Source organism: Maribacter antarcticus DSM 21422 (assembly GCF_000621125.1).
In the GTDB taxonomy this organism is placed as follows: Bacteria; Bacteroidota; Bacteroidia; order Flavobacteriales; family Flavobacteriaceae; genus Maribacter; species Maribacter antarcticus.
On sequence record NZ_JHZC01000022.1, the window covers coordinates 1 to 25,657 of the forward strand.

Genomic DNA, 25,657 nt, shown 5'->3' on the forward strand with positions numbered 1-25,657 from the left:
CTCACTTCAATATCTGGAATTGTACTGGTTTCATAGCCAATGTAACTTACTCTAATAGCCTTTCTGCCTACGGGGACATCTGTTAATGTAAAATACCCGTCAAAGTCTGTAATTACACCTCTGGGTGTTTCAGATCCCAATAGTTCTACACTAGCTCCTACCAAGGGAAGTTCTGATTGTTTATCGAGAATTTTACCTTTTATAGTTCCATTCTGTCCATATATTATGGAGGTAAATAACGCGAAAATAATATAAATTGATTTCTTCATTGTAATTGATTTAATTTTTGTTTCTGCAAAGAAACATTGCTTTAAACCTCAAACTCGTTAACCTAAATCAATAAATTTGGTTAAGTGATAAAATCAATAAAATTGTATGAAGTGAATAAGGAATACCTTCAGCAACAGAGGTCAATGTGCCACAATTTATAGATACATATATTACAGAAGTTTTAAATTCAGAAGACCAAGAAGCGATAAGAATTAGCTTTACAGAGTTGATTGCAACTTTAAAACCAACCGTAGAAACAGACATTAGAGATATTACCACAGTACAATACACCGCGCTGTTAGACACGCATTTATTGGTGAAAGGAGATATTGATGAAGATAGATTGGCAAATCCGGAAGCATTACAGCCTACCAAAAATGAATTTTTAAATCATTTGAAATACCTGACAATTACGGCGTATGTAACTGCAGAAGAGATTGGTGAAAATGTTTTAATGTATGATCCAGTTCCAACGGCTTATTACTGTGGAGATTTGCAAGAAATTTCAGGAGGCAAATCTTCATCTTTATAAGTATGAAACAGCTAGGTAGCTTACTTGTCATCCTATTGCTTTTTATAAATTGTGATTTCACAAAGAAAGAAAACCTAAAAAGCACTATTATTGAAGCTTCTTAGCAACAATTATTTAATGGCCTAGATTTAGATGATTGGGTTGTTAAGATTAATGGCTATGAATTACATGACAACTTTAAGAATACCTTTCGCGTAGAAAACGGCATTCTTAAAGTTTCTTATGATGGGTACGATAATTTTGAAAACAGATTCGGACTGTTAACCTACAAAACTCCTTTTTCAAATTACAAGTTTAGATTACAATATCGGTTTACAGGAACCCAAACAAATGGTGGCGAAGCTTGGGCCACTAAAAATAGTGGAGTTATGATTCATTCACAATCACCAGAAAGTATGTTGTTAGATCAGGCTTTTCCGTTGTCTCTAGAAGTGCAGTTATTAGGTGGAATTACACCAAAAATACTAAGACCAACAGGTAATTTATGCACACCAGCAACCCATGTCTCTGTAAATAACGTTTTAGTTACAGATCATTGCATCAATGCAAATTCAGAAACTTATTATGGCGAAGAATGGATCGCTTTAGAAATAATAGTAACTAAAGAAAAGATTACCCATAAGATAAATGGCAACAGTGTAATTACATATACAAACCCAAGTATTGGTGGCCAGTTTTTAGAGGGCACCTCTAAAGAAATACAATTAAAAGATGGGCAACCTTTAACTAGTGGTTATATTTCTTTGCAAAGTGAAAGTCATCCAATAGAATTTAAAAATATAGAAATTTTAGAACTTTAAAAAATGACAATGCATTAAAAAACCCTTCTTAGAAATTTCTAAGAAGGGTTTTTTAATAGCTACTTTTCTATAAATTTTATGCTACAATTAACTTTCCTTTCATTATTCCATAATGTCCAGGAAAACTACAGATGTAATCATATGTTCCGGCAGCTGGTGCAGTAAACTCTATGGTAGTTGTTTCTCCACCACCAAGCATTTTAGTATATGCAATAACAGCTGTTGTTCCCTCAGGAATGTAATCATTATCTCTAGCAGCAGCAGCTTCAGATGCAAATGCAGAAGTTGTAACACCTTGCTTTAAAAAGACAACATTATGGCCCATTACGCTTTTGGGTAGTTTACCAGTATGAGTAAGTGTCAGTTTTATTTTCTGACCTGCTTTTACAGTAATCTTTTTAAGATTAAACCACATTCGGTCAGCAGTAATCATGTTAACGTTTACAACGCCATCTGCATCTACCACCACCATTTCTTTTTTTGCCACAACCTTAGACTTTTTTACCGTGGTAGTTTTTGTTTTTAAAGTAGCTTTTTCTTCTTTGCTTTCGCCACAGCTTACTAATAAAGTAATACAGACAATTGCTGTTAAAATATATTTCATTTTTTTAATTTTTTGTGAGGTACTAAATTACTGCTTTCTCTTGTTATAGCAAAAGAAAAATGAATGAAGCCTACCTAAAAGAAAAGGGTATTATTTGTTTATTTTTGAGGATGTTTTATTGTTAGAATTGCAGAGTTTACTCTTTGAGTCTCTTTAAATTAATTTGGTTAAGTGATAAAATCAATAAAATTGTATAAAGTGAATAAGGAATACCCATTGAATATAGACTTGGGTTCTAGTGGTTTTTCCTTTTCTCCACAAATATTAATGATTGGTTACTATATGTTGATATCAAAAGGAAAGAGTGTGCATTGGAGTTTTCTTGAACTATTAGTTAACGGATGTTTCTATCCAGTAGACGGAGCTAACCATTGCGATACAGCTTATAGAGGTGATAGCACCGAAACCTTTCTTCAAACAAATTGGTTGGCAAAGTAGATTTTGTTCATTGTGGTAGTGATTGCTTGTATTCCATTATATCTGATTGTATATTTTGTTGCAATATTTCCATGCTTTAGGAACAAATTTTATCGTAATGGCAGTAAAATAAGTATTCGAGAGGTCAATGGCCTCAGGAAAAAATAGATAAAATTTTAATTCATGGATAGGTAATTCTAATTCAAAAAAAGTGGTTAAGGAATAACGAATGATACGTAAAGATTAGGTTAAGCACCTTAATACATTCGACTGAATCAGTACTTCAATTGGTTGCTTTCTTGGAAAAACTAATTAACAAAACATCAGAATGCAAAATATTGGTAATTAATTCTTTTTCACTCTCCAATGTTGTAGGAACCATAATGCATAAAATAATCTTTTATTTAAACGATAATTTAGGGTTCAAAGTTAGAGAGGGTGTTTTCAATGCGACGGCAGTTGGAGTTATTTTGATGTGGAAAGGTTTTCCTAGAGGTATTATTAGTTTGAGAATATTTGGCATCATAAACCAATAACAAAATTCAAATAAAGAATAAAACTATTTACAACCTGTACTTTTTGTAAATAGTTTTTTAAGTCTCTAAAAAACTATTTATGATGGACGTGAAAGTTTAATTAAAGGTCAAAAAGAAAACTATTTAATTGATATGGTACTTTAAACTTTATGAACTTAATGGATACCTACTTCTTCAGAAGTATAAATAAACAACCCTTTAAATATACTGTAAAAACTACTCGTCCATAAAAACCCCTAGGTTAAATTCACCTTACGTTTTTTGAGTCCCCTCATTTGTTGTTTCATGCATTACTGGACTTTCATATTTTTTACCAATGCTTGTCCAAATTCTGAACATTTGAGAAGGGTTGCTCCATCCATTAATCTTTCAAAATCGTAGGTGACGGTCTTTTTAGCAATAGTAGTCTCCATAGCATTAACTATAACACTTGCTGCTTCTTGCCATCCAAGGTATTCCAACATCATAACCCCAGAAAGAATCAAAGAAGAGGGGTTCACCTTATCTTGCCCTCGGTACTTGGGGGCTGTTCCGTGAGTTGCTTCAAAAATAGAAACCCCGGTCTTATAATTGATATTGGCACCTGGAGCGATACCGATTCCACCAACAATGGCAGCCAACGCATCTGAAATATAATCGCCGTTAAGATTTAATGTTGCAATTACATCATATTGCGAGGGTCTTAAAATAATTTGCTGTAGAAATGCATCGGCGATAACATCTTTTATGATGAGCTCATGTCCATTATGGTTAATTATTTGCCATGGGCCTCCTTCGTAATCTATAGCACCAAATTCATCTTTTGCCAATTGATAGCCCCATTCTTTGAATTTACCTTCTGTAAATTTCATAATGTTGCCCTTATGAACAATCGTTACAGATGCCTTTTTCTGCTCTAAGGCGTATTCAATGGAAGCTCTAACCAATCGTTCTGTACCTTCTTTTGAAACGGGTTTTATTCCTATTGAGACCGTATCGGGAAATCGAATACTAGTAACACCCATATCGTTCATCAGAAAGTTCTTGATTTTTTCTAGCTCTGGTGTTCCGTTCATCCATTCGATTCCCGCATAAATATCCTCCGTGTTTTCTCTGTAAATAATCATATCTACATTTTCAGGCGATTTTACGGGAGAGGGAACCCCAGGATACCACCTCACAGGCCTTACACAAGCGTACAAGTCAAGTTGCTGCCTCAAAGATACATTAAGTGACCGCATGCCTCCACCAACCGGTGTGGTTAATGGCCCTTTTATGGAAACAAGATATTGTGCGATGTCTTTAACAGTTTCCTTGGGCAACCATTCTCCCGTTTTATTAAATGCCTTCTCGCCTGCGTATACCTCTTTCCATTCTATTTTTCTGCTTTCTCCGTACGCTTTATCTAAAGCAGCATCGAATACTTGCTTGGCAGCTTTCCAAATATCAGGTCCTATTCCATCCCCTTCTATAAATGGGATTATAGGGTTATCTGGAACATTTAGTCTACCGTCTTGAATTGTAATTTTATTCATATTCTTAAATTAATTTAAAGCATTAAAAAAAATAAAATATTGTATTATTAAATAAAGCTCGTTGCTTTATTCATCAACTTGCCAACCCATTTGCCAATTCCATAGTTGCCTAATCCATTTAAATTAAATCGAATAAGTTCTGTTGGTATTACGCATAACATTATTAATTAATACTATATGAAACAGTTGTCTGTAAAATATGATTGGTTATAAATGTATCGTTACCACCATTTAGACCAATATTATGATATCCCATTCCCAAAGCCATTTTTGAAGTTATGGGATAGCTTAGGCCGATATAAAACCAATTCTGGTTAAATGATTTTGGTCGAACACTCTGGTCCAGATTGATGAAAAGCTCATCAAAAATTTGAAATGAAATATTTTCTGTCTCATTCAGTTTTATTAGGGGCCTTGTTAAAGTAAAGCGATAGCGAAACCGATTGTTATAGGTAGTGCCATCAATGTTAAAGACACCTTCAGAAGGCTGAACTAACTTATCGATAAAGCGTTCTTCCAAGCGAAACCTGTGGTTAAATTTTAATCGTATAAGCGTGTGGCGCAGTTCTACTTCTTCCCATACGTTATGCTCGTTCGCATTAATGGGCGAGCTAAAATCGGCAAACGAATAATTTCGAATGTAACTGTAGCCCAAAGCGAAATCATAAACGTCGGCAGGTTTGTAATGTATTGCAGGTCGTATGAGCAGTTGTTCCCAATCTTTTAGAAAGTTTGTGCGTCTAAAATGAATTTCAGATTTTACATAGAATGATTTGTTTATCTTCATTTTGGGTATAAAACTATTCCAAGAACTATAATGGGTCTGTTTTGTCTCTTGTGCTCCAGCAAATTTGAAAACCAGCAGGGACAACAGAACTACATATAGATTTTTCATTTTAATCAAGTATAAGAAAGGCCACAAAACAACAGAAGAGAAGGTTTTCCAGGGACAGGTATAAACCATCTCTCCTCACTAACCATGTTGTTTTATGGCCAAATATGTCAAAGTTTATATTCTTATTTTCAATGCTGTTCTGGTTTACATAACAGAAACAATATGTTCAGTACGGGCAATAATCGATTCGATTTCATCAATGTTGAGCAATTTGTCCTCCAGATGAACGAGCAAATCCTCACCATTACCACTCATGAACATAGTGCCATGAGTTTCCATATAGGACATCAGCTCATCATTAAATAGATGGCGCACTTTATCTTCTGTATCGGCAGCGTGCACAGCATAATGTTTTGAAAATTTAGGAAAGTCAGCAAAAGTGATGTCATTGTGATCAAAAACATCTTTGAGGGCCTTCAAGAAATCTTTGCGCTGTAAATAAAATTTTGGTACATCAGATATCCCCGAAACTTTGATGGCTGTTACCTTGTCAATATCTGCTGTGACTTCTGCACCTGTTTTTGTGGTGATGTCAGCTATCTGGTAGGTCATCCCATTTTTTTGGTACTGAATTACATTTTCAATGGATAAAATTTGTTTTCGGATGGTAAAATGGTAGAATTCCCATTCACTATAATCATCTAACTTTGAGCTAAATTGATAGTTTTTTCCATTGGAGAACGAAAGTAATTGTAGCGTTCGGGTATTTATGTTGATGTTGTCTAATTTTACTTTCAATCTGCGGTCTCTGGCCGCTAATGGATGATTAGACACCGGGTTAAGACCATCTGTATTTTCAATATGTACATCTTTACCATTCATCTTTGCTAATCGCGCATAATCTTCTAAATGTTCCATAACGGTATGGTCCACAAATTCTACTTCAGAGAAGTCAAGAATTAACTCTTTGTGTTTTTGAACACCACTATCCATCTTCTTTTTAAGCGATAAATAGTTGGAGAAAATCTGTGAGCCTTTCAGGTGAATTGTCTTGACCTCTCCTTCGTGGCGTATATCCAAATTAGATTTAAACAACTCCTTGAACTTTGTTCCTTTAATAAGAATTAATACATATTTGAATAAAATTCCAATTCCGATACCAATAATCAGATCTGTGGCTAAAACGGCAACAAGTGTTACTACAAAAATTTCAAATTCCATTAAGCCAATTTGAAACATATGTTTAAACTCCCTAGGAGAAGCTAACTTAAACCCAGTGAAAACGAGCATTGTCGCTAAAGCGGATATAGGAATCATCTCGATTACGGTTACACCAATAAGTAAATAAAAGAGAAGAAAACCACCGTGAAAAAAGTTTGCCCATTGAGTTTTTGCCCCATTATTCACATTTGCAGAAGAACGTACAATCTCAGAAATCATTGGAAGTCCCCCAATTAAAGCGGAAAGTGAAGAACCGGCGCCCATTGAGATTAAATCTTTGTTCAAATTCGAACTTCTTTTATAGGGATCTAAACTATCAACCGCTTTGGCACTCAAAAGACTTTCTATTGCCGAAACCAAAGCGAAACCTACAACAGCAATCCAAAATGCAGATTCACCGATTTTCTCAAAAGATGGTAATTGAAAACCGCCTTCACCAAACAGATTATGTGGCATTTCTACCATTGCCAAATTCTCGGCACCTAAAAGTATCGCTGTAGGAATCGTAAGTATGAGCACCCACATTGGAGCAGGAATCATTTTGATGAATTTGACCTTTAAAATTGGATGCACAATTAAAATTGCCATAGAAATTAAAGCAATAGTCAATGCATAGGGATTCAATTCGGTAAAAGCATGTGGAATATCCGTTGCCACTTCTAAAATTTCTCCTTTTGGCGAAGGTGCACCGATAGCGGGAAATAATTGTTTGATAATGATAATTATACCAATGGCGGCCAACATACCGTGAACGGCGGCTGATGGAAAATAGTCGCCAACTTTGCCCACTTTTAATAGACCAAAAAGCGCCATAATCAATCCTCCGATAATTATTGCACCCAAGACGTGTGGATATCCTAAATATCCTGCTTCGGCCCCAGCGCCACCCATAGCTTCTGCTGCACCTAAAGTGATTACTATCAATCCTGCTGCCGGACCACTAATAGTTACAAATGTTCCAGATATTCGCGAGGCAATCAAACCACCGATAATAGCAGCAATCAAACCCGCAAGGGGTGGGACCCCCGAAGCTATGGCAATACCCAAACATAAAGGTAAGGCTATCAACGAAACACTAAAGCCCGATACTAAATCGTCTTTAAAATAGGCTTTCAAACCTGCGATTCCTTTTTTTGGTATTTCTGTATTTTTCATTTTATATGATAATTTATGTTTACTTAATTTTTTGAATTCCAAGCGATTTATGAAGACCTATACGCAAACTCGTGGTATCCTTTTTTATGCTTACCCAAAAACAGTCTTGAATAGATTCTAAAAATCACTAGACCGTCTAGAATAAGATTCAAAACCATTAAGAGCAATAGCGGAAATTGGTTTTCGTGAATATGGCCGAGCATCAGATCTTCTCCAATGAAGGTTGGTGTAATTGGAAAACCTGCCATGGCCAGACAAGCTATCACGAATAAAAAGGCCAAGCGTGGATACTCGTAGGAATGTCCTTGGAACTGGTTCAGAGAAATATCCTCTCCCTTTTTCTTTAATCTAAGAATAACCCACACGCCCAATGCCGCAGCTAAAAATATTCCGCTGAGAAAGATGTGAATTTGGTTGAAATCGAACTCCTCGTTAAAACCAAAAGCTAAGGAAAGGTACAATTGGTTCATGAAAATCAACAACCAACTAGATAGTACGGAGTCACGTTCCACAAAAGATTTAAGAATAAGTACCAGACCAAAGCCTGCGTAAATTTCAGGTAGGTAGCGCAATAAGGCTGCTGACAATATATCTTGATTGTACACCGTAAATAGCCCCACCAAAAATAAAGGTACGATGATATAAAAAAGCGATTTGGTGCTAATAAAGCGAAAGAGGTTACCGGTTTTCTTCAAAGGGTTCCATAGAAAACGGTACATAAATCTATCCAGATTGAATTCTTTAATAGAAAGAATATAAATAGAAAGTTTTATTCTATTCCATAAACCCTTTGTGCCCTGTGCTGCCGGAGGTACGAAATGGAAAAGCTGTTCGTGAATTCGATAGCCCAACACCGAAGGTGAAAGCAGTAGCTGATACGATCTAAAAAATGCATTGGAAGTAAAATGAAATATAGCAAACCAATAAAAACCTAGTGCTACTTCAATAAACATGAACCCTATCTGGGCAATGGACGAATATGCAATCTGTGTTTTAATAGACGATTGCACCCTTGATGTCAAAGTGGCCATGATACAGGTAGTTAGACCAACTGTGCCGATTAAGAGGCGAAAGGTTATATTTTCTTCCCAAAAAGGAGCGGTACGTATCATTAAAAAGACCCCAATATGAACGGAGAGGGAACCATAAAAAATAGCGCTTGAAGTGGTCGGGCCTTCCATAGCCCTTGGTAACCAAGATGAAAATGGAAACTGCGCCGATTTTACCATGGCGGCGATGAAAATAACACCAGGAATCATAAATTGATAAAAAGTCTCATTAAGGATATGTGGCTCTGAACCTTGAAAGCCTTCAAAGTCAAAGAAACTAATACTATGCCCAAAATAATGATGCGTTACCCATATAGCTAGTAACAGGGCTATATCGGCCACTCGGTACAAGGAAACGACTTTAAGGGCATTCTTTACTGGAAGATAGCGCTCTCTATAGAACCCAATCAAAAAGAAAGAGGTTACCCCCAAAACTTCCCAACCGACAAAGAGGGTTTCCAGATTGTCAGCCAATAGCACCAACATAAGTCCGAAATAGAAGAACTTTAGGTTATTGAAAAAGCGTTTATACCCCTTTTCACGATGGATATAATTTTTACTAAAAACTACGATAATACCCGTAAGAAAAGTGGCGACCAACATATAGGCCAGTCCATATCCATCTAAGAACAGATTAAAGCCCAAATTGGTTTCACTTGTATGATACAGTACGGGGCCTACAAAGCGCATGTGTTCAAAACCGTTGTATATATAGGCGAAAAAGAGTAGGATTAGGACAATGAAATTTAATAGCACGCCAAGCACCGATACGGTAAATATTGCTTTTTCATCTTTGTTCGAAAAGCTAAAGCCTACGAATAAGGATAGTAGTGGGGTAATGAGTAAAACAGGTAATAATACATTCATTTTTTTTAGTTTTTATGGGGATAAACATAAACTGGAATGTTTTCTTTTGTAGCGTCGATGATATGGTTGGTCTCCATTTCTTCAGCGGTTTCTATGACTTTTAAAATATCATTGGTTTCCGAGATTTTCGATATGGGCACGTACAGAATAAAAGCTCCTTCATGAAAATGGTAGAGATTTCCGTCATCAGGTGAAATAGCCACAAGGTGTAGCCAGCCTTTATCAAACCAATCGTACATTGCTTTTGATGATTTAATGGTTTTCAGTACGATTTCAGGCCTATGCTCCACCATCATTAGTAAACGCACGGGATCGTGGTTCTCTATCATTTGAAGGGGTAATCCTGGCCGTAAGTCGCCATCGCTACTGTTAGCCACACCAATGAGCCCCATAACGTTATGGGGCAGTTTGGTACCGGCACCCATTTTTTCGATATCCATCCTTGAGAAATAGTATTCCAAATTAATACCACCGCATACTGCAGGTAACGGGCTTAAAACCTGTAATAAGACCTCTCCATCAGGATCCGTGCGATAATCATAGGATTGTAGAAAGGCTCTACGATCGAGGAAAAGGCCCTTGATTTTATCCCTTGCACCTACATGGCATAAGGCGTTAGAGCCATGTCCTAATTCTGGTCTTGGTTCAAAGTATGAAACAGACCTTTTTTTGATTTCTTTTCGAATGTACTTGATGTCTTTTGAGATATCAATAGAAGCAAATCTTCTGGCTCTTTCTTTGGCATTGATATCCAAGGCATTTTCAAAGGTCTCTCGATGCAGATTATGTTGTCTCGCATTTTCTGGAAACAGTATGTCCTCATCGTAGAAACCTACCTCGTCACTTGCGGTATCGTGCATGGCAGGAATAAATTGGGTTTTGTCGGGAATGATTATTCCATTCGTCTCCAAAACCATCCGTACTTTATCATGATTGGCCATAAAGGCAAATACTCGGGCATTGATAGCTCCGGGCCTTCCGCTGCAGGCTCCACAATCATGTGCACCATGATGTGGATTGTTTGCGCTACTGCTACCATGGGCCACTACATAGACCAAATCAGTAAAGTTATCCACTAAGCCTACACCTTTTAAAAGCGATTCCACTATGTCGACCATCTCTTCGATTCGATAGCCCACTTGTAGACCGTTCTCTTTTTCGTTGGGGTCGGTATTTTCTATTTTCAATTTCCCATTAATATCCATGTGAGAAAAAGCATCGGCTATATCTGGCCGCATTTTTGGGCTGAACAGATCATGTATCATTCGAAAACCGGACCATAACCCTAAGGAAATACCATACAAAAAACCTTTAAAAAAAGTATGTGACTCTTTAGAATGAAGTATCTCATTACCTCGCTCCTTCGACACCTCAATTTCTTTGATAAGATGTTTTGGGGTTATTGCTACCGGACAATTTTTTTCAAAGAACTGGGCCTTGTAGGGTTGAAAATAAATCGCCGCTCCATAATAACCTGGCGCACCCAAGGTTTCGCACTTGGGATCTACAAATTCTAAGTGTCTTCTCAAGGAACATTCGCGGTCATCTACGCAGAAAAGGGCCTGAAAGCTCTGTTTCTCCCTAGTGGGTATACGGTTGGTCTTTGCCAAATGCCCTACACCACTTAACACTTCGTCATAGTAATCCCACTCAAAAGCTTCTTGCCATAATTTGAGAATCTCTTGCAGTTCTTCTTGCTCTACTTTGGCAAAGTAGCTATCTGCATGATTCTGGTAATTTGTTGCCAAAGGCTTCCAACGTTTACCCAAAGTCTTGTCCAACGCATCTATTTCCAATAGGAGTTCTAATAGGATAAAATCTTTTAGATGTACTTTTTTTCGATAGAATAAGGTTTCCGGGGTGCTTTCTATAGCGGCAACAAGACCACTCCAACCCTTGTGCGCAAATTGCTGGTCAAAAAGATAATTTTCATAATAGGAAGAATTCCCTACCAGAATTTCAAGTAATTTTTCAATGGACAGATCTCGAGAAAATAGAAGAGCCTTTGCTCTTTTTGTCTTAAAGAAACTGGTCATACTATTTTCCTCTAAAATCTTGACGGCATTAATTAACCCCTTATCCTCAAAAGGAAAATGCCAAATAGCAATACCTTGGTCCAAATAACTTCCGATAATGCGGAAAAGTAAGGGCTGTACCAAATCGTCTAGATTAACCTTGTACTGGCCTTTCCAATTTTCCCTTAGCCGTCCTATTCTTGGATCGTAGTCATGATTATAGGATCCGGACAACATTTTTTGTCGGTATTCATTCAGATTAGATGTTCCTTTTTGCTGGATGATTACACGGTCGATAATTTCCATTCGAATTCGGCCTTGACGGTGTAACTTTCGATACTCATTCAGATTGAATGTTACCTGAATTCCGAAAATCTTGGAAGCACTAAAAATACCATCAAAGAATTCCTTGTCCTGAAAACTATGAAGGGAGTTGTGGTGTACAAAATCTTTCAAGGTAAGCTGTGATGGAAGATAATGTACAAGATGTTCAAGGGTATACCCCTCGTTAAAATGAATTTCGGTTGTTTCCATATACTAACTGTGATACTACTATGAAGTAGCTATTAAAATTTCTTAAGATAAATATGGGTATCCTTTACCGTATTGTATTTGATAAGTTGTAAAAGGAATATTGGCATGGTGAATTATGCCAAATTATAGACAGTTTTGCCTATTGAAAGAAAGGTACTAACAATGTAGTTTTAAGGAGCAAAATTCGATATATCTGGGATTTTTAGGAAGAATAACCCAGTCAAGAGAGTTGCACTCTACTTTTATAAAATGAAAAATTATTAGAGGTGTAGTAGGTGTTAAAGCGATAGATACACCGCCAGAAAAACCTCTTAGGGTAATAGCGTCATCATCGGAATTAGCAGATAAGGTTTCCTCCTTACGCTCTTCTTCTAACCATTTTTCAGATGATTCTTTTTGGTCGGATTCTTCGGTCTTATTTTCAAATAAAAAATTCATCAGCGTGCTTTCCGAAACCTCGGATGCTGATAAAAAAAGGAAGAGTAAGCAGAAGATTTTTAGCTTCATATTATAAACGAAGTTGCGAATATATGTAACATATGTTAAGTTTAAAAATAATAAACGTTATATTTAAAGCATAATTGTATTTATGAAAAATTTCTTCAACCAATTTGATTTTCAGAGCGACCAACTGTTTAATTCTTTGAATTCTGCAGAAATACGATTGGTTCATAAAGCCATGGAAACATTTTTGATTAAAAAGGGGAGTATGCTGTTTTATGAGGAGGGTATTCCGACAGGTATTTTCCAAATAAAACAGGGTAGGGCTAAGAAATTTAAGAGAGGCTTTAGCGGTCAAGAACAGATATTTTACATATATAAGGCCAATGATATCTTGGGCTACCATGCTATATTGGGAGAGGAACGATATCAAGATTCTTGTGAAGCCATAGAAGATTTAGAAGTGAATTTTATTGCAAAGGAGAAATTTTTAAAGTTGTTGGATGAGATTCCCCGATTAAAGCAGGCAGTAATTAAAAACATCGGCCATGAATTTGGAGTATTGGCAAATACTATTGCCGTACTAGCGCAAAAAGACCAAAATGCACGGTTGGCTATTTTTCTCTTGCTTTTAGAACATCGTTTCAATGAAAATCCTGAAAATTCGGGAGGTATTGACTTAAGCCGTGATGATTTGGCCAATCTGATTGGCACTTCTAGGGAAAGCTTGGGAAGAAGTTTAAAACAGTTTAAGGATGATGCCATTATTGAAACCGAAAAAAGAATCATACACATAACAAACAAAGAACGGTTAATGGAATTTCTCAATTTGGAACTAATAAACTAGATTAACTTAAGAACGTTAAAATAGAATTAGCTGATTTACATTCTTTCGGTTACAGAACCAGAATAAACCCTTTTTGCAATGTAAATATCAATACAAATGATTGGCTGATGGTTTCTACTGTCAAAAGCCCTTAGTCCAGTTTTTTAAAGTTCAAATAAACCTAATTCCTACTTACTTGAACCCACCTTTAATTAAACTTTGTAAAATAGTTCGTCCTATAAAATAGCCTGAAATAAAAAGACAGGGTTTACCTTGTCTTTTCTTCAAATCTTACCATGAACTTAACCTACTTTTGCTATAGCTCTGTCAATATAGTCATGGGTTATTTTACCTAGGAGATTATTAATCAAACTACCCCTAACATAGTTCTATTGTAAAATAATTTAAACTTATTGGAAATATTAAGACCATCTATATGTGTATCTCCCTAAAGAAACTCATTTAAACGTAAGTTTTTAAGAAAATAACTTTGAAATTGAACGGGTATCCATAACCTTCAATACAGTTATGGTGTTGTTAACTAGCTGCTAGTCAATACTTTTAAATATACATTTATATAATTATATAAATGTATATTTCATTTAACAGGTATATTCACTGATTACAATCAAATCCTGAACAGTTCGCTTTTAATACTCATGAATAAAACCCCAAGCCCCTGCGAAAGTCTGGCAACCTTCCACTTCTATTCTCCCCCATGCGGACACGCTACGCCGGTCCGAATGGTAAGTCGCTCCGTTTCAGTTTTACCGGACACCCTCAGAGCCGCGTAAAAGGTCAAGCGGCCTTTTCGCCGCTTGACCTTTCTTCTCCCTACCCACAAAGTTTTGATGCTTTCATGATTTATAAATACCAAATAAGACCATATTAATTATTGGTTTGGATTTTTATAATTCCATATGCATCTATATGGTTTTACACTATAAAATACTGATTATTAATATATTATAATTAAATATGATATACTATATTTATCTGTAAAGCAGATAGCGAGGTGGATTCTAAGTAACTTAGAATTGTCTACTTCTTGCGAAGTGTTTGCCTTTAAAAGCAACTAAAATGGAACAACAGAAAAGAGGTCGAAAACGATTAGGAAAGAGTAAGCGATCTCATAACGTAATGCTCAGGTTCAACGATACCGAATAGGACAGATTGGGAACTATCTGCGAATCCTATCAACTGGATATTTCCGAAAGGGGCGTAATAAGTCCCTTTTTAAGAAGATTGGTCCTGGACAAGGAATCGGTGGAAAAGGACAGGTTCCCGAACACGTTGAACCTCACCTACTGAATCAATAAAATAGGAAACAACAGCAACCAATTGGTGAAGCTCGCCCACCATAAAAACTTGAGAAGTCCTAACAGTAGTTTGGAGAACGCGATACAAAAGACCAACATACTTATGAATACGCTCATTAAGGCTACAACTGAGGAACGAACGTAATGATTGGAAGTATTATTTATGAGGACAGCTGTCAAGGAACATTGCACTACGTGTTCGGAAAAGAAGGCATGCGCATACTCGGTTATGGGAATATGTGCTCACAGGACATCTCACAAAAATTCTTCAGGAGTGTATTACATTTTCAGGGACAGCGTAATGCCACTAAGAACCGTTATGTCCATATCAGCCTCAACCTTCCCCACGGGGAACATCTTGACGATACTACGTTCCATAAAGTCTCACAGGAATACATGGAGAAAATGGGTTATAGGAAACTACCCTACGTTATAGTCAGGCACAGTGATACCGAGCACGAGCATGTCCATATCGTAACGACCAATGTGAACGAAGCCGGAAAGGTGCTGAACATCTTCAATAGCTATAGAAGAAGCATGGCGACCAGACAATATCTAGAAAAGAAGTTCGACCTTACGCCATCACAGACTATCAAGCAAGAAAGGGAACTCATGCTATATAGATTGCCAAGGCTACAGTTCGGCATGGATACCGGCCAAGGGACAAAATTCTATTTGCAAGATGTACTGAACGGTATCCTCCAAAAACACAAAGTACGCAGCTTCCAAGAACTGGCAAAACTGGTAGAACCCTACCATATCTAAATAAGGCAGGCCAAAAATAAATCCGGTAGGCTAGGGGTCGCCTATGGCCTAAATAACCAAAAAGGGTGCCGGACAAGGTTTATCAACGGCTCCATGGTATACCGAAGGTTGAGTGGTCCGAAACTACAAAAGGTCTTTGGTACCCATTCCACATCGAAACTGCTTCCAACGCACAGGAAGCGGCTGCTGAAACAGATAGAAATTACCTATGGTCTTTTCAAGTCCATCCGTCCAAATGACCTCGCCGATATACCCAAGGAATACCAGAGCATCGCTATAAAGCTGGATAAAAGAGGGGAGGCTACCAACGGATATACCATCTATGATAAATCGGGTTATGTGTTTATGGAAACGGAGCTGAGCCCTAACATAAGAAGGGACAAACGTTCCAATATTTTCGAGAACGGAGAAGAATTCACGGAAATCAATACCAATAACAAACAGTTTACTTTGGAAGTCCAAAAGCTTATAAAAGCGGCATTCCAAACCTGCTATTTAAAATCCAAGCAACAAAATCGCTTGTTCTCGGAAAGTATCCGTACTATAAAATTGGAGAATATCCTTCCGTATAAAACACAATCAAAAAACTATGTTTTCCTTGAACGCCATCTTACAAAAAATCAAAAGGAATTGCTGTATAAAGTACTTGCAAAGGAATTTCTATTGGTCAAGAAGAAATTATGCAAACAAGAAACTAAAAAAGAAAGGGAAACCTTGGAAAACAAATTCAAGCTCATTGGCAAGGTATTGAAGAAGGATGTTTTCAATGTCGGCACGAAATAGGGTAGTGTCCGTCTTTTGTTCCAATCTCTGGGCGTAAAGTATAATACCAACAAGTTGTCCTTTGCCAAGTCCAGCCGACATACCGTTCCCGTACCCCTAAATAGTTTGCCTTTTCCGAAGGAAATGGAAAAATATATACCTACAGGTTTTGTTCATCAAAACCATTTGATGCTTGAAATGTTGACGGAACAGTATTTTGAAAATAGTCCCAAGCTGACGGTATCGGCTATTTTCATGCCAATGATATTTCCAAAACTTTATGAGAAAATGAATTCTGTTTACAAAAAGCAATCTAAAAGTGTCGCTTTGGGTTCTTACATAAAGAATGCAGATCGGACGCATCTACCTTTTGAAAAATCCGCAAAGTACTACATTGCATTTTTCAATGCCAAGGGTTTCTACTTTGTGAAAGAAAATGACGGATTCGAGGTTAAATCCATTTACACGGACAATAAAACAAGTTTCGCATTACCAAAAAGAACAAGCTAATATTTGAGCGCAATTCCCGATGTAGGCCCAAGATTAAAGGAACAATACCCTGTCATCAACAACCTTGTTGAGGAGGGCAGGAACAACCTCGAAAGCCTATGGGCGGGACATCTTATGGAAAGAGGAATGTACGGCAAGGTTGCCTTTATGATAACGGCAGAAAATGTACACCCGAACCTGCATCGAGGAATGGTATACCACCACATGGATATAAAGGGCTTCGTGAACGTATGAATGTGGCATCTACAAGGCAGTCCAATATCCAACAAAATCGATTGCTCAGAAAAGGAGTTTATGCCATTAGTTCCTTATTGGGAAACAGGGACAAGAAGTCGGAAGAAGTTTTTACCGGGTTTAAGGATGAACTTACGAATTACTCAAAATACAGAGGTAGTGGACTTTCATTGTAGCATATACAAATGTGATTCCGTTATTGGATTTTGCGCAAACGTGCGCTTTTTGTGGATAAGGAGAAAAAGAAACTAAAAAAACTTTGGGTTCTCCTTTAGTAAGAGAGATGAGTTTACATTGTCAAATACACTTATATTAAACCATATAAAGACAATTTTTAAGCGCAAATTGAGTGCTAATAAAACAAGACTTTAGAGGTTTGAAGCTCTAAAGTCTAGTTAATCAAGTGATGGCACTAGGATTCGAACCTAGGACCGCCTGCTTAGAAGGCAGGTGCTCTATCCAGCTGAGCTATGCCACCATTTTTTAAATGTGCGTGCAAATGTATTAAAAATTATACCGCTGTAAAACGAAAATCATTCAAAAGATGGTTTAAAAACCTCTGGTTTGAAATAGTATTAAATGTTTGAAGTCCGTTTTTAGAATAATATTTAGTGTAGGGTGTTGATAATGTGATAAATACGTGGTTATAGGTCTAAAATAGTCAAGAGCGTCCGCTTTCATAATTATCGTAATTCTCCCAAATTTGGTCTAATACTTTTAAGAAAATGTCAAACTCGTCTTCGCTTATGTTTTCTATGCTTATGGCACGGATGTCTCTTATCAAAGGCATCACACGATGCATAAGTTGTTGGCCTTCAGGTGTCATACTAAGCTTAAAGCGTTTTTGGTCATCCCTAAATCGCAACTTCTTTAAAAATCCTTTTTTACATAAACCACTGATGACCCTAGAGGTGGTAGCGCGGTTCCTAAAGTTCGTATTGCTGATCTCGGCTTGGGAGGCATCGGTTCCTAATAAATGCACGCGCCGTAAAATAACCCACTGCTCTATGGTCAGGTCAATATTATTTTCTGTAAAGGCACTTAGAAATGTACTCTGTACCTTTTTTAAGGTACGATCTAAATAAACACCAAAGCCTTCTGTTCGATCCATAAATTATCGTTTTACGGGGCAAAAATAAGGAGAAAAAACAAAATATTGTTGTTGATGCAACAATATTAAAAATTTGTAGTACTTTTGGATGGGATAATATATATAATCGATGATTAAAGAGCAGGAAGCAGATAGCACCTTTTTTAAAAGCTATATTTTAGAGGATAGTACGTACAAGGGCGGAGGTAAAAAGATTGTTCTACCAGAAGGTGTTACGGTTCATAAATTGTCTTCTAATGAAAATCCTTTAGGTTTTTCTGATAAGGTAAAGATGGCCATAGTAAATGCCACTGAAAACTTAAGTTTATATCCTGATAATACAGATGCTAGATTGCGAGCCGCATTGGTGAAAGATTTTAGTAACGAACTTTCTACTGATCATTTTGTAACCGCGAATAGCGGGTCGGAAATCATCGATATTATTTCGAAAGTATTTTTGTCCGAGGGGGATGAAATTATTGTTTCGCAACCTTGTTTTTTACCCTATACCGCATTTACCAGATGGATGGGCGCAACCGCCATAAACGTTCCCATGACTACGGATTATGATTATGATTTAGATGGAATTTTAAGTGCAATATCCAAAAAAACAAAATTAATTTTCTTGGCATCGCCAAATAATCCTTCTGGAAACTATATTCCGCAGGATGCTTTAGAAAATTTTTTATCCAAGTTGCCTACCCATGTAATCGTTGTGTACGATGAGGTATACCGTCATTTTGCAGAAGCAACTGATTATACTTCTGCGCTACCTTTTGTGAACAAGGGATATAATATTATTGCTGTCAATAGCTTTTCTAAAACCTATGGTTTAGCCGGTTTACGAGTGGGTTATTGTTATGCCTCATTAAAGCTTAGTAACTACATGAGAAAGGTATGTAAGCCTTTTTTGCTGTCTTCTTTGGCTCTAGAAGGTGCTATTGCGGCCTTGGAGGATACCCATTTTGTAGAACGCACCGTACGCTTAGTAAGGACAGAACGTGCTTATGTATTGAATGGATTACAAGAATTAGGGATTACCCACTGGCCTACCCAAGGTAATTTTGTATTAATAGACCCACCGATAGCGGATTTGGAATTTACTGCCTTGATGGAACAACAGGGAATTATGGTGAGGCCTGTTGGTGTTTTTGGCGCTCCGGGAAAGGTGCGTATTTCCTTTGGTGTACGCGAAGCAAATACCGCCATGTTAGCCGCCATTAAATCGTTGTTAAACAGCTAGTAAATCAGGAATTATTATATATTTTTAATAACTATGTTGCGAAGGCAATACTAAAGAAATAAGAAAGATGGATACTTCAACTTTACCAAAACTACACGAAAACGCTAAGGATTTTATGCCTATAAATGGCACTGATTATTTGGAGCTTTATGTTAGTAATTCTAAACAAGCAGCGCATTTTTATAAAACTGCTTTTGGATTTCAATCGCTAGCCTATGCTGGGTTGGAAACCGGACTTAAGGATAGGGAAAGCTATGTAGTTGGCCAAGATAAGATTCGCTTGGTGCTAACGTCTCCCTTAAAAAGTGGAACGGAAATTGGTAAACATATAGACAATCACGGAGATGGGGTAAAAGTGGTTGCCCTTTGGGTAGACGATGCTACTTATGCCTATAATACAGCTATGGAGAAGGGAGCCAAATCCTATATGGAGCCAAGAACTGATGAAGATACCGATGGTGCTGTTGTGCGTTCGGGAATTCATACGTACGGTGAAACAGTCCATATTTTTGTAGAACGTAAGGACTACAATGGAACTTTTTTACCGGGGTATAGGAAATGGGAAACTCCTGACTATAATCCAACATCGACGGGTCTAAAATTTGTGGATCATATGGTGGGTAATGTGGGTTGGAACAGAATGAACGAATGGGTAGATTTCTATTCAGATGTTTTAGGTTTTACACAAATACTTTCTTTTGATGATAAGGATATTTCCACCGATTTTACGGCACTAATGAGCAAGGTAATGAGTAATGGAAACGGAAGAATTAAGTTTCCAATTAACGAGCCTGCCGAAGGAAAGAAAAAATCTCAAGTAGAGGAATATCTCGATTTTTATGAAGGCGAAGGAATTCAACATATTGCAGTAGCTACTGACGATATCATACAAACGGTAAGGGATTTAAAGAGTAGAGGAATAGAGTTTTTGAAAGTCCCGGATACGTATTATGATGTAGTGCTTGACCGTGTTGGAAAGATTGATGAAGATCTTGCTCCGTTAAAGGAGTTAGGTATTCTGGTCGATCGTGATGATGAAGGTTACTTATTACAGATTTTTACAAGACCCGTAGAACCAAGACCTACCATGTTCTTCGAAATTATTCAAAGAAAAGGGGCACAGTCCTTTGGAAAAGGTAACTTTAAAGCACTCTTTGAAGCTATCGAGCGCGAGCAAGAGCTCAGAGGTACATTGCATTAACTAGTTAAAGGTTCAGCGTTAAGGATAATCTAAAATTTTTAACGCTGAACCCCTTAACCCATACCCTTAAAAAAATGCCTATATATCATAAGTTAGGAAAGTTTCCGCAAAAGCGGCACACCCAGTTTGAGAAGCCAGATGGTAGCTTATATTATGAGCAGCTTTTTGGAACTATCGGTTTTGACGGTATGTCTTCTTTACTCTATCATGTACACAGGCCTACACAGGTAAAAGAAATAGGTAAGGCTATAGATATGACCCCAAAAATTGCGGTGGCTAAGAATATAGCCTCTCGTAAGCTGGTTGGGTTTGATGTAGCACCAAAAGACGATTTTTTAGAAGCTCGGGAACCTATGATGGTCAATAGCGATGTGCTTATTGGTCTAGCCGCTCCTAGAAAGTCGATTACGGATTATTTTTATAAAAACGCGGATGCGGATGAGATGCTGTTCATTCATAAAGGAACAGGTACCTTAAAAACATTCTTAGGGAATATCCCTTTTGAATATGGGGACTACTTGATTATTCCCCGAGGGATGATTTATCAGATGGAATTTGATACCGAAGAGAACCGCATTTTGTATGCCGAGTCTTCAAGTCCTATTTACACCCCAAAGCGTTACCGCAATTATTTTGGACAGTTGTTAGAACATTCTCCGTTCTGTGAACGAGATTACAAGCTACCCCAAGATTTACAAACACACGACGAAAAGGGCGAGTTTGTAATGAAAATAAAGAAACAAGGGATGCTGCACCATTTGGTCTATGCTACACATCCTTTTGATGTTGTAGGATGGGATGGCTATAATTTTCCTTACGGTTTTTCAATTCATAATTTTGAGCCTATTACAGGCCGTGTACATCAACCGCCACCAGTGCATCAGACTTTTGAAACAAGTGCTTTTGTCATTTGTTCCTTCTGTCCAAGGATGTACGATTACCACCCAAAATCGATTCCTGCGCCGTATAACCATTCCAATATAGATTCCGATGAAATGCTCTACTATGTAGATGGTGATTTTATGAGCAGAACGGGTATTGGACCAGGATATATCTCTCTGCATCCTTCCGGTATTCCACACGGGCCGCACCCAGGAACCTATGAGGCAAGTATTGGAAAAACAAAGACAGAGGAATTAGCGGTGATGATAGATACGTTTAAGCCCTTACAACTCACTGAAAATGCCATGAAAATTGATGATGGTAAATATTTTTCTTCTTGGTTGGATAAAGAATAAAAAGCCGTTTATAGCAATTATAATACACAGCTTTTGCAAATCAACATAGCATGTTGAAAGCTCATTAGTTGTACTAACTTTATTTTATGAAAAAACTTACATCTTGGCTGGACATTCCTGCCGATTCGGATTTTAGTATACACAATCTTCCTTTTGGAATCTTTTCAAAGAAAAAGAAAGGAAAAACAAGAGCGGGCATCGCCATAGGAAATCAGATTGTGGATTTGGCTGCCCTAGCAGAAGCGGAATTGATAGACGTTTCCCCTTTTGTTTTTAGGCAATCTACCTTGAACGATTTTATCGCCTTGGGAAAGAAAGTAACGAACAAAGTGCGTTTGGATGTACAACGTTTGTTAGTGGAGGCCGATTCTCCGTTGCAGAAAAAACAGGAAATTCTAATTTTACAGGCCGATGTTCAAATGCATCTTCCTATTCATATTGGCGATTATACTGATTTCTATTCCAGCATAGAGCATGCTACCAACGTAGGTAAAATGTTCCGTGACCCTGAGAATGCACTTTTGCCTAATTGGAAGCATATTCCTGTTGGGTATCACGGTAGGGCTTCATCTATTGTAGTAAGCGGTACACCTATTAGAAGGCCAAAGGGGCAGGTAATGCCAAAGGATGCCACAGCGCCTGTCTTTAAACCTTCTGAAAGATTGGATTTTGAACTGGAAATGGGTTTTATAACAGGGAAGAATACGCAATTAGGGGATAGTGTCTCCACGACTGATGCTGCCGATTATATTTTTGGTTTGGTGCTGTTCAACGACTGGTCTGCACGAGACATTCAGAAATGGGAGTATGTGCCTTTAGGCCCGTTTTTGGGTAAAAGTTTTGGGTCCTCTATGTCGCCATGGATTGTGACACTAGAGGCTTTGGAACCCTTTAAGGTGGCCGGGCCAAAGCAAGACCCTAAAGTGTTGCCTTATCTGAAGTATACCGGTAAAAATAATTACGATATTCAGCTAGAAGTAGCCTTGCAGCCAGAAAATTCAGTAGCGCATACCGTTAGTAACTCCAATTTAAAGTACATGTATTGGAATATGAGACAGCAGTTGGCGCACCACACTATAAACGGGTGTAATATAAACGTTGGCGATGTTATGGCTTCCGGCACCATTTCCGGCAAGGACGAAAGTTCCTATGGATCTATGCTTGAAATTTCTTGGGGTGGTAGTAAGCCGGTAACCTTAAAAGACGGCAGTACACGTACCTTTATAGAAGACAACGATACCGTAATTATGCGAGGATTTGCAGAAAAAGACGGAATTAAAGTTGGTTTTGGGGAAGTGAGTGGGACCATTTTACCAAGCGATTAATCCATAAAACATAGATGAATAAAAAAGTAAAAACCATATCTCCTTCGGATATTTCACAGCCAGAACTGCATGCCTATTTATTGTCTGCCGTAGCTCCAAGACCTATTTGTTTTGCAAGTACTGTGGATAAAGACGGCAACGTGAATTTGAGTCCCTTTAGTTTTTTTAATGTATTTAGTTCCAACCCGCCCGTGCTTATCTTTTCTCCTGCTCGTAGTGGAAGGGATGGGAGCATGAAGCATACGCATCAAAATGTCTTGGAAGTTCCGGAGGTGGTTATCAATATCGTAAACTACCCTATGGTAGAGCAGATGTCGCTTTCCAGTACAGCCTATGATAAAGGAGTAAATGAATTTGAAAAAACAGGATTTACACAAGTAAAGAGTGATGTTGTTGCCCCACCAAGAGTAGGGGAAGCCCCAGTTGCTATGGAGTGTACGGTTACCCAAGTAATTCCTTTGGCGGATGCGCCTGGTGCCGGAAATCTAATTCTGGCGAAAGTAGAGCGTATGCATATCCAAGAAGAATATCTTGATGCTGACGGACAATTAGATACTCAAAAGCTAGATTTGGTGGGCCGTATGGGTGGCAGTTGGTACACCCGTTCTAGTGGTGATTCCCTTTTTGAAATCCCAAAACCAGTACGCAATAAAGGCATTGGCGTAGACAGGCTGCCAACAGCTGTTGTAAACAGCGCTGTACTTACCGGAAACAATCTTGGCCGATTGGGTAATTTGGAAAATATACCTACTGCCGCTGAAATGGAGGCAATTCGTACTGATGATGCGGTCGTAATGATTCTCTCGGAAACTAATGCAGCTGAATTAGTTACAAAAGTCCACCAACTCGCTCAAAAATGGTTAGAAGAAGGTAAAACACAAGAGGCTTTGGCTTTGTTGTTTAGTTATGAATAAAGGCTTCGGCTTCGATTTCGACCAAATAACCGTCCCCAACAAGCTTCGCTTCTACTAAGGTATTCGCAGGATTAATTCCGTTAAAGCGTTCGCCGTGTGCCCGTGCAATAGGTTCCCAATCTTCTATATTGTGGACAAAGATTCGTGTACGCACAACGCTTTCCAAGGTGGTCTCAAAAGTTTGTAATACCGCTTCTATTTTGTCAATCACAAAGTGGGTCTGCGCAGCGGCATCAGTACCTCCAATCATCATGGCGCCATGCGTAGCAGTAGTCCCGGAGATATGAATGCGATTCCCTTCTTTTATGGCACGGCAGTATCCAGCATAAGACTCCCATTCGGTTCCACTAAAAATCTGTTGCCTCGTGTCACTAACTTGTTTAATTGTAAAAGGCTTGGGGATGTTCTGTAGGTGATGGCTTAAATCACCAGAAGCTGTTAGAAAAGGAGGTTTCCTATATTCATCACCGCAGTTACCAGGAATAAGGAGTAGTTTCTTTTGAGCTTCTTTTATGGTATTATTATCCTCAGGGCTCAAATTAATCTGTAGTATTTTTTTATTATCGACGATGTGATTTCGTTCTCCTAATCTGGCGCCCACAATAACGGCTGCTACATTCGGGTTTTCTAAAATATATCGGCTAGCTATATTTGCTATAGAAACACCATGTTTATCAGCTACTTTTTTTACTGATTTAAGAAGATTTTGATAGTGTTTCCATCCGCCTGCGGCATCTATAAAGCGTTTGTATTTCATCTGCGACCATGTAGTAAGGTCTCCTTCGGAGGGTTCTTTTTTATCAAACCATTTATCTGTCAAAAACCCACCTGCCAAGGTGCCGAACGCAAATAACTTCACCTTGTATTCTGAGCAAACGGCACTCATTTCAGCGTTTGCCCTTTGGTCCAAAAGGGAATAGCAAATTTGATTACTCACAATAGGAATCCCACTAGCACAGGCAACTCGTAGATGGGCAGCATCAAAATTTGTGACACCGATATGTTTTATAAGACCTTCTCCCTGTAATTTTTTTAGATGGAAAAGACCATCTAGCCAGCTTGGGTCGGGATAGTTCCACGCATGGAATTGCATGAGGTCAATACGGGTTTGTTGCATACGACCCAATGCCGTCTGGGTAGCTTTTCGAACATCATCCAGTGAGATTTTACCGGGTTCCGGTACCCATTTCGTAAATAACTGTACCTTGTTACCTAGCGGATTATTATTCTTAAACGTACCCGTAATTATCTCGCTAGAGCCGTAATGATCGGCCATATCAAAAGTGGTGAAGCCTGCGGCTACATAAGGTTCCATATGATTTGCAGTAGTTGTAGGGTCCAAGGTTTTACCATCTCTTTCCATATCGGCAATTTGCCATAGTCCTGTAATAATTCTGGAGATTTCTAAACCTTCTGCAAGTTGAATTTTTTCTTTCATGT

The 25,657-nt window shown here is 38.0% G+C and carries 22 protein-coding genes, 1 tRNA gene and 1 pseudogene; 13 read left to right on the plus strand and 11 right to left on the minus strand.

The window, feature by feature from the left end; all coding sequences use genetic code 11:
* On the minus strand, positions 1-269 hold a 269-nt coding region (locus tag Q360_RS23545), incomplete at its 3' end, for a carboxypeptidase regulatory-like domain-containing protein (protein WP_036196162.1).
* Positions 270-391: 122 nt separating this feature from the next.
* Between Q360_RS23545 and Q360_RS23550 the strand changes: the two genes are divergently transcribed.
* Both Q360_RS23550 and Q360_RS23555 read left to right on the plus strand, forming a co-directional pair.
* Entirely contained in the window at positions 392-802 is a 411-nt protein-coding gene (locus Q360_RS23550) for a gluconate 2-dehydrogenase subunit 3 family protein (protein ID WP_262493232.1), read from the plus strand.
* Between the two features lie 119 nt (positions 803-921).
* Positions 922-1,602 (plus strand): annotated as a pseudogene (locus Q360_RS23555) (3-keto-disaccharide hydrolase); the annotation flags it as partial.
* 76 nt (positions 1,603-1,678) lie between these two features.
* Here Q360_RS23555 and azu read toward each other — a convergent pair.
* On the minus strand, positions 1,679-2,206 hold the full coding sequence (azu, locus tag Q360_RS0115445; RefSeq protein WP_027077885.1) for an azurin: 528 nt from the start codon (positions 2,204-2,206) through the stop codon (positions 1,679-1,681).
* Between the two features lie 198 nt (positions 2,207-2,404).
* On the opposite strand from azu, the gene Q360_RS0115450 reads away from it, so the two are divergent.
* Entirely contained in the window at positions 2,405-2,644 is a 240-nt protein-coding gene (locus Q360_RS0115450) for a hypothetical protein (protein WP_156950135.1), read from the plus strand.
* 805 nt (positions 2,645-3,449) lie between these two features.
* Here Q360_RS0115450 and icd read toward each other — a convergent pair.
* The 6 genes from icd to Q360_RS0115490 form a co-directional block, all read right to left on the minus strand.
* A complete protein-coding gene (gene icd, locus Q360_RS0115465; RefSeq protein ID WP_051554758.1) occupies positions 3,450-4,673 on the minus strand; it encodes an NADP-dependent isocitrate dehydrogenase in 1,224 nt (407 codons plus the stop codon).
* Positions 4,674-4,836: 163 nt separating this feature from the next.
* Positions 4,837-5,568 carry a DUF2490 domain-containing protein gene (locus tag Q360_RS0115470; RefSeq protein WP_169734663.1) on the minus strand — a complete coding sequence of 244 codons (732 nt, stop codon included), beginning with the start codon at positions 5,566-5,568 and terminating at the stop codon, positions 4,837-4,839.
* Positions 5,569-5,712: 144 nt separating this feature from the next.
* Positions 5,713-7,884: a SulP family inorganic anion transporter gene (locus tag Q360_RS23560; protein WP_051554760.1), complete on the minus strand. Its 2,172-nt coding sequence runs from the start codon at positions 7,882-7,884 to the stop codon at positions 5,713-5,715.
* A gap of 47 nt (positions 7,885-7,931) precedes the next feature.
* Positions 7,932-9,800 (minus strand): proton-conducting transporter transmembrane domain-containing protein, encoded by a 1,869-nt coding sequence (locus Q360_RS0115480; protein ID WP_027077889.1) that lies wholly within the window; start codon positions 9,798-9,800, stop codon positions 7,932-7,934.
* A gap of 5 nt (positions 9,801-9,805) precedes the next feature.
* Positions 9,806-12,349 (minus strand): YbcC family protein, encoded by a 2,544-nt coding sequence (locus Q360_RS0115485; RefSeq protein ID WP_027077890.1) that lies wholly within the window; start codon positions 12,347-12,349, stop codon positions 9,806-9,808.
* A 156-nt stretch (positions 12,350-12,505) separates the two neighbouring features.
* On the minus strand, positions 12,506-12,787 hold the full coding sequence (locus Q360_RS0115490) for a hypothetical protein (RefSeq protein ID WP_027077891.1): 282 nt from the start codon (positions 12,785-12,787) through the stop codon (positions 12,506-12,508).
* Positions 12,788-12,938: 151 nt separating this feature from the next.
* On the opposite strand from Q360_RS0115490, the gene Q360_RS0115495 reads away from it, so the two are divergent.
* The 5 genes from Q360_RS0115495 to Q360_RS23565 all read left to right on the plus strand — a co-directional run bounded on the left by Q360_RS0115495 (position 12,939) and on the right by Q360_RS23565 (position 17,382).
* Positions 12,939-13,637, plus strand: a complete 699-nt coding sequence (locus Q360_RS0115495) for a Crp/Fnr family transcriptional regulator (protein WP_027077892.1) — start codon at positions 12,939-12,941, stop codon at positions 13,635-13,637.
* Positions 13,638-15,079: 1,442 nt separating this feature from the next.
* Positions 15,080-15,700: a relaxase/mobilization nuclease domain-containing protein gene (locus Q360_RS0115500; RefSeq protein WP_027077893.1), complete on the plus strand. Its 621-nt coding sequence runs from the start codon at positions 15,080-15,082 to the stop codon at positions 15,698-15,700.
* 108 nt (positions 15,701-15,808) lie between these two features.
* Positions 15,809-16,483, plus strand: a complete 675-nt coding sequence (locus tag Q360_RS0115505; RefSeq protein WP_211251598.1) for a hypothetical protein — start codon at positions 15,809-15,811, stop codon at positions 16,481-16,483.
* Positions 16,484-16,606: 123 nt separating this feature from the next.
* Positions 16,607-16,972, plus strand: coding sequence for a hypothetical protein (locus tag Q360_RS0115510; protein WP_027077895.1), 366 nt, complete (start codon positions 16,607-16,609; stop codon positions 16,970-16,972).
* Positions 16,973-17,070: 98 nt separating this feature from the next.
* Complete coding sequence (locus Q360_RS23565; RefSeq protein ID WP_036196164.1) at positions 17,071-17,382, plus strand: hypothetical protein; 312 nt, start codon at positions 17,071-17,073, stop codon at positions 17,380-17,382.
* 228 nt (positions 17,383-17,610) lie between these two features.
* Here the strand turns inward: Q360_RS23565 and Q360_RS0115520 are convergent.
* Together Q360_RS0115520 and Q360_RS23570 are read right to left on the minus strand one after the other, a co-directional pair.
* A tRNA-Arg gene (locus tag Q360_RS0115520) sits at positions 17,611-17,684 on the minus strand.
* Positions 17,685-17,867: 183 nt separating this feature from the next.
* Positions 17,868-18,317 (minus strand): MarR family winged helix-turn-helix transcriptional regulator, encoded by a 450-nt coding sequence (locus Q360_RS23570; RefSeq protein WP_036196165.1) that lies wholly within the window; start codon positions 18,315-18,317, stop codon positions 17,868-17,870.
* A gap of 109 nt (positions 18,318-18,426) precedes the next feature.
* On the opposite strand from Q360_RS23570, the gene Q360_RS0115530 reads away from it, so the two are divergent.
* The 5 genes from Q360_RS0115530 to Q360_RS0115550 all read left to right on the plus strand — a co-directional run bounded on the left by Q360_RS0115530 (position 18,427) and on the right by Q360_RS0115550 (position 24,217).
* Complete coding sequence (locus Q360_RS0115530) at positions 18,427-19,539, plus strand: pyridoxal phosphate-dependent aminotransferase (protein WP_027077897.1); 1,113 nt, start codon at positions 18,427-18,429, stop codon at positions 19,537-19,539.
* Between the two features lie 67 nt (positions 19,540-19,606).
* Entirely contained in the window at positions 19,607-20,740 is a 1,134-nt protein-coding gene (gene hppD, locus Q360_RS0115535) for a 4-hydroxyphenylpyruvate dioxygenase (protein WP_027077898.1), read from the plus strand.
* Positions 20,741-20,814: 74 nt separating this feature from the next.
* Entirely contained in the window at positions 20,815-21,978 is a 1,164-nt protein-coding gene (locus tag Q360_RS0115540; RefSeq protein ID WP_027077899.1) for a homogentisate 1,2-dioxygenase, read from the plus strand.
* Between the two features lie 86 nt (positions 21,979-22,064).
* A complete protein-coding gene (fahA, locus tag Q360_RS0115545; RefSeq protein ID WP_027077900.1) occupies positions 22,065-23,303 on the plus strand; it encodes a fumarylacetoacetase in 1,239 nt (412 codons plus the stop codon).
* A gap of 14 nt (positions 23,304-23,317) precedes the next feature.
* Positions 23,318-24,217: a flavin reductase family protein gene (locus Q360_RS0115550; RefSeq protein ID WP_027077901.1), complete on the plus strand. Its 900-nt coding sequence runs from the start codon at positions 23,318-23,320 to the stop codon at positions 24,215-24,217.
* Here Q360_RS0115550 and Q360_RS0115555 read toward each other — a convergent pair.
* Positions 24,204-25,655 (minus strand): aldo/keto reductase, encoded by a 1,452-nt coding sequence (locus tag Q360_RS0115555; RefSeq protein ID WP_027077902.1) that lies wholly within the window; start codon positions 25,653-25,655, stop codon positions 24,204-24,206. The genes Q360_RS0115550 and Q360_RS0115555 overlap by 14 nt on opposite strands.
* Positions 25,656-25,657: the final 2 nt, after the last annotated feature.

Excerpts from the sequence above, each read along its gene's own strand:
- azu (WP_027077885.1), bottom strand. The coding sequence starts at position 2,206 with ATGAAATATATTTTAACAGCAATTGTCTGTATTACTTTATTAGTAAGC.
- icd (WP_051554758.1), bottom strand. The coding sequence starts at position 4,673 with ATGAATAAAATTACAATTCAAGACGGTAGACTAAATGTTCCAGATAAC.
- Q360_RS0115470 (WP_169734663.1), bottom strand. The coding sequence starts at position 5,568 with ATGAAAAATCTATATGTAGTTCTGTTGTCCCTGCTGGTTTTCAAATTT.
- Q360_RS23560 (WP_051554760.1), bottom strand. The coding sequence starts at position 7,884 with ATGAAAAATACAGAAATACCAAAAAAAGGAATCGCAGGTTTGAAAGCC.
- Q360_RS0115480 (WP_027077889.1), bottom strand. The coding sequence starts at position 9,800 with ATGAATGTATTATTACCTGTTTTACTCATTACCCCACTACTATCCTTA.
- Q360_RS0115485 (WP_027077890.1), bottom strand. The coding sequence starts at position 12,349 with ATGGAAACAACCGAAATTCATTTTAACGAGGGGTATACCCTTGAACAT.
- Q360_RS0115490 (WP_027077891.1), bottom strand. The coding sequence starts at position 12,787 with ATGAATTTTTTATTTGAAAATAAGACCGAAGAATCCGACCAAAAAGAA.
- Q360_RS0115495 (WP_027077892.1), top strand. The coding sequence starts at position 12,939 with ATGAAAAATTTCTTCAACCAATTTGATTTTCAGAGCGACCAACTGTTT.
- Q360_RS0115500 (WP_027077893.1), top strand. The coding sequence starts at position 15,080 with ATGATTGGAAGTATTATTTATGAGGACAGCTGTCAAGGAACATTGCAC.
- Q360_RS0115510 (WP_027077895.1), top strand. The coding sequence starts at position 16,607 with ATGGAAAAATATATACCTACAGGTTTTGTTCATCAAAACCATTTGATG.
- Q360_RS23565 (WP_036196164.1), top strand. The coding sequence starts at position 17,071 with ATGGGCGGGACATCTTATGGAAAGAGGAATGTACGGCAAGGTTGCCTT.
- Q360_RS23570 (WP_036196165.1), bottom strand. The coding sequence starts at position 18,317 with ATGGATCGAACAGAAGGCTTTGGTGTTTATTTAGATCGTACCTTAAAA.
- Q360_RS0115530 (WP_027077897.1), top strand. The coding sequence starts at position 18,427 with ATGATTAAAGAGCAGGAAGCAGATAGCACCTTTTTTAAAAGCTATATT.
- hppD (WP_027077898.1), top strand. The coding sequence starts at position 19,607 with ATGGATACTTCAACTTTACCAAAACTACACGAAAACGCTAAGGATTTT.
- Q360_RS0115540 (WP_027077899.1), top strand. The coding sequence starts at position 20,815 with ATGCCTATATATCATAAGTTAGGAAAGTTTCCGCAAAAGCGGCACACC.
- fahA (WP_027077900.1), top strand. The coding sequence starts at position 22,065 with ATGAAAAAACTTACATCTTGGCTGGACATTCCTGCCGATTCGGATTTT.
- Q360_RS0115550 (WP_027077901.1), top strand. The coding sequence starts at position 23,318 with ATGAATAAAAAAGTAAAAACCATATCTCCTTCGGATATTTCACAGCCA.
- Q360_RS0115555 (WP_027077902.1), bottom strand. The coding sequence starts at position 25,655 with ATGAAAGAAAAAATTCAACTTGCAGAAGGTTTAGAAATCTCCAGAATT.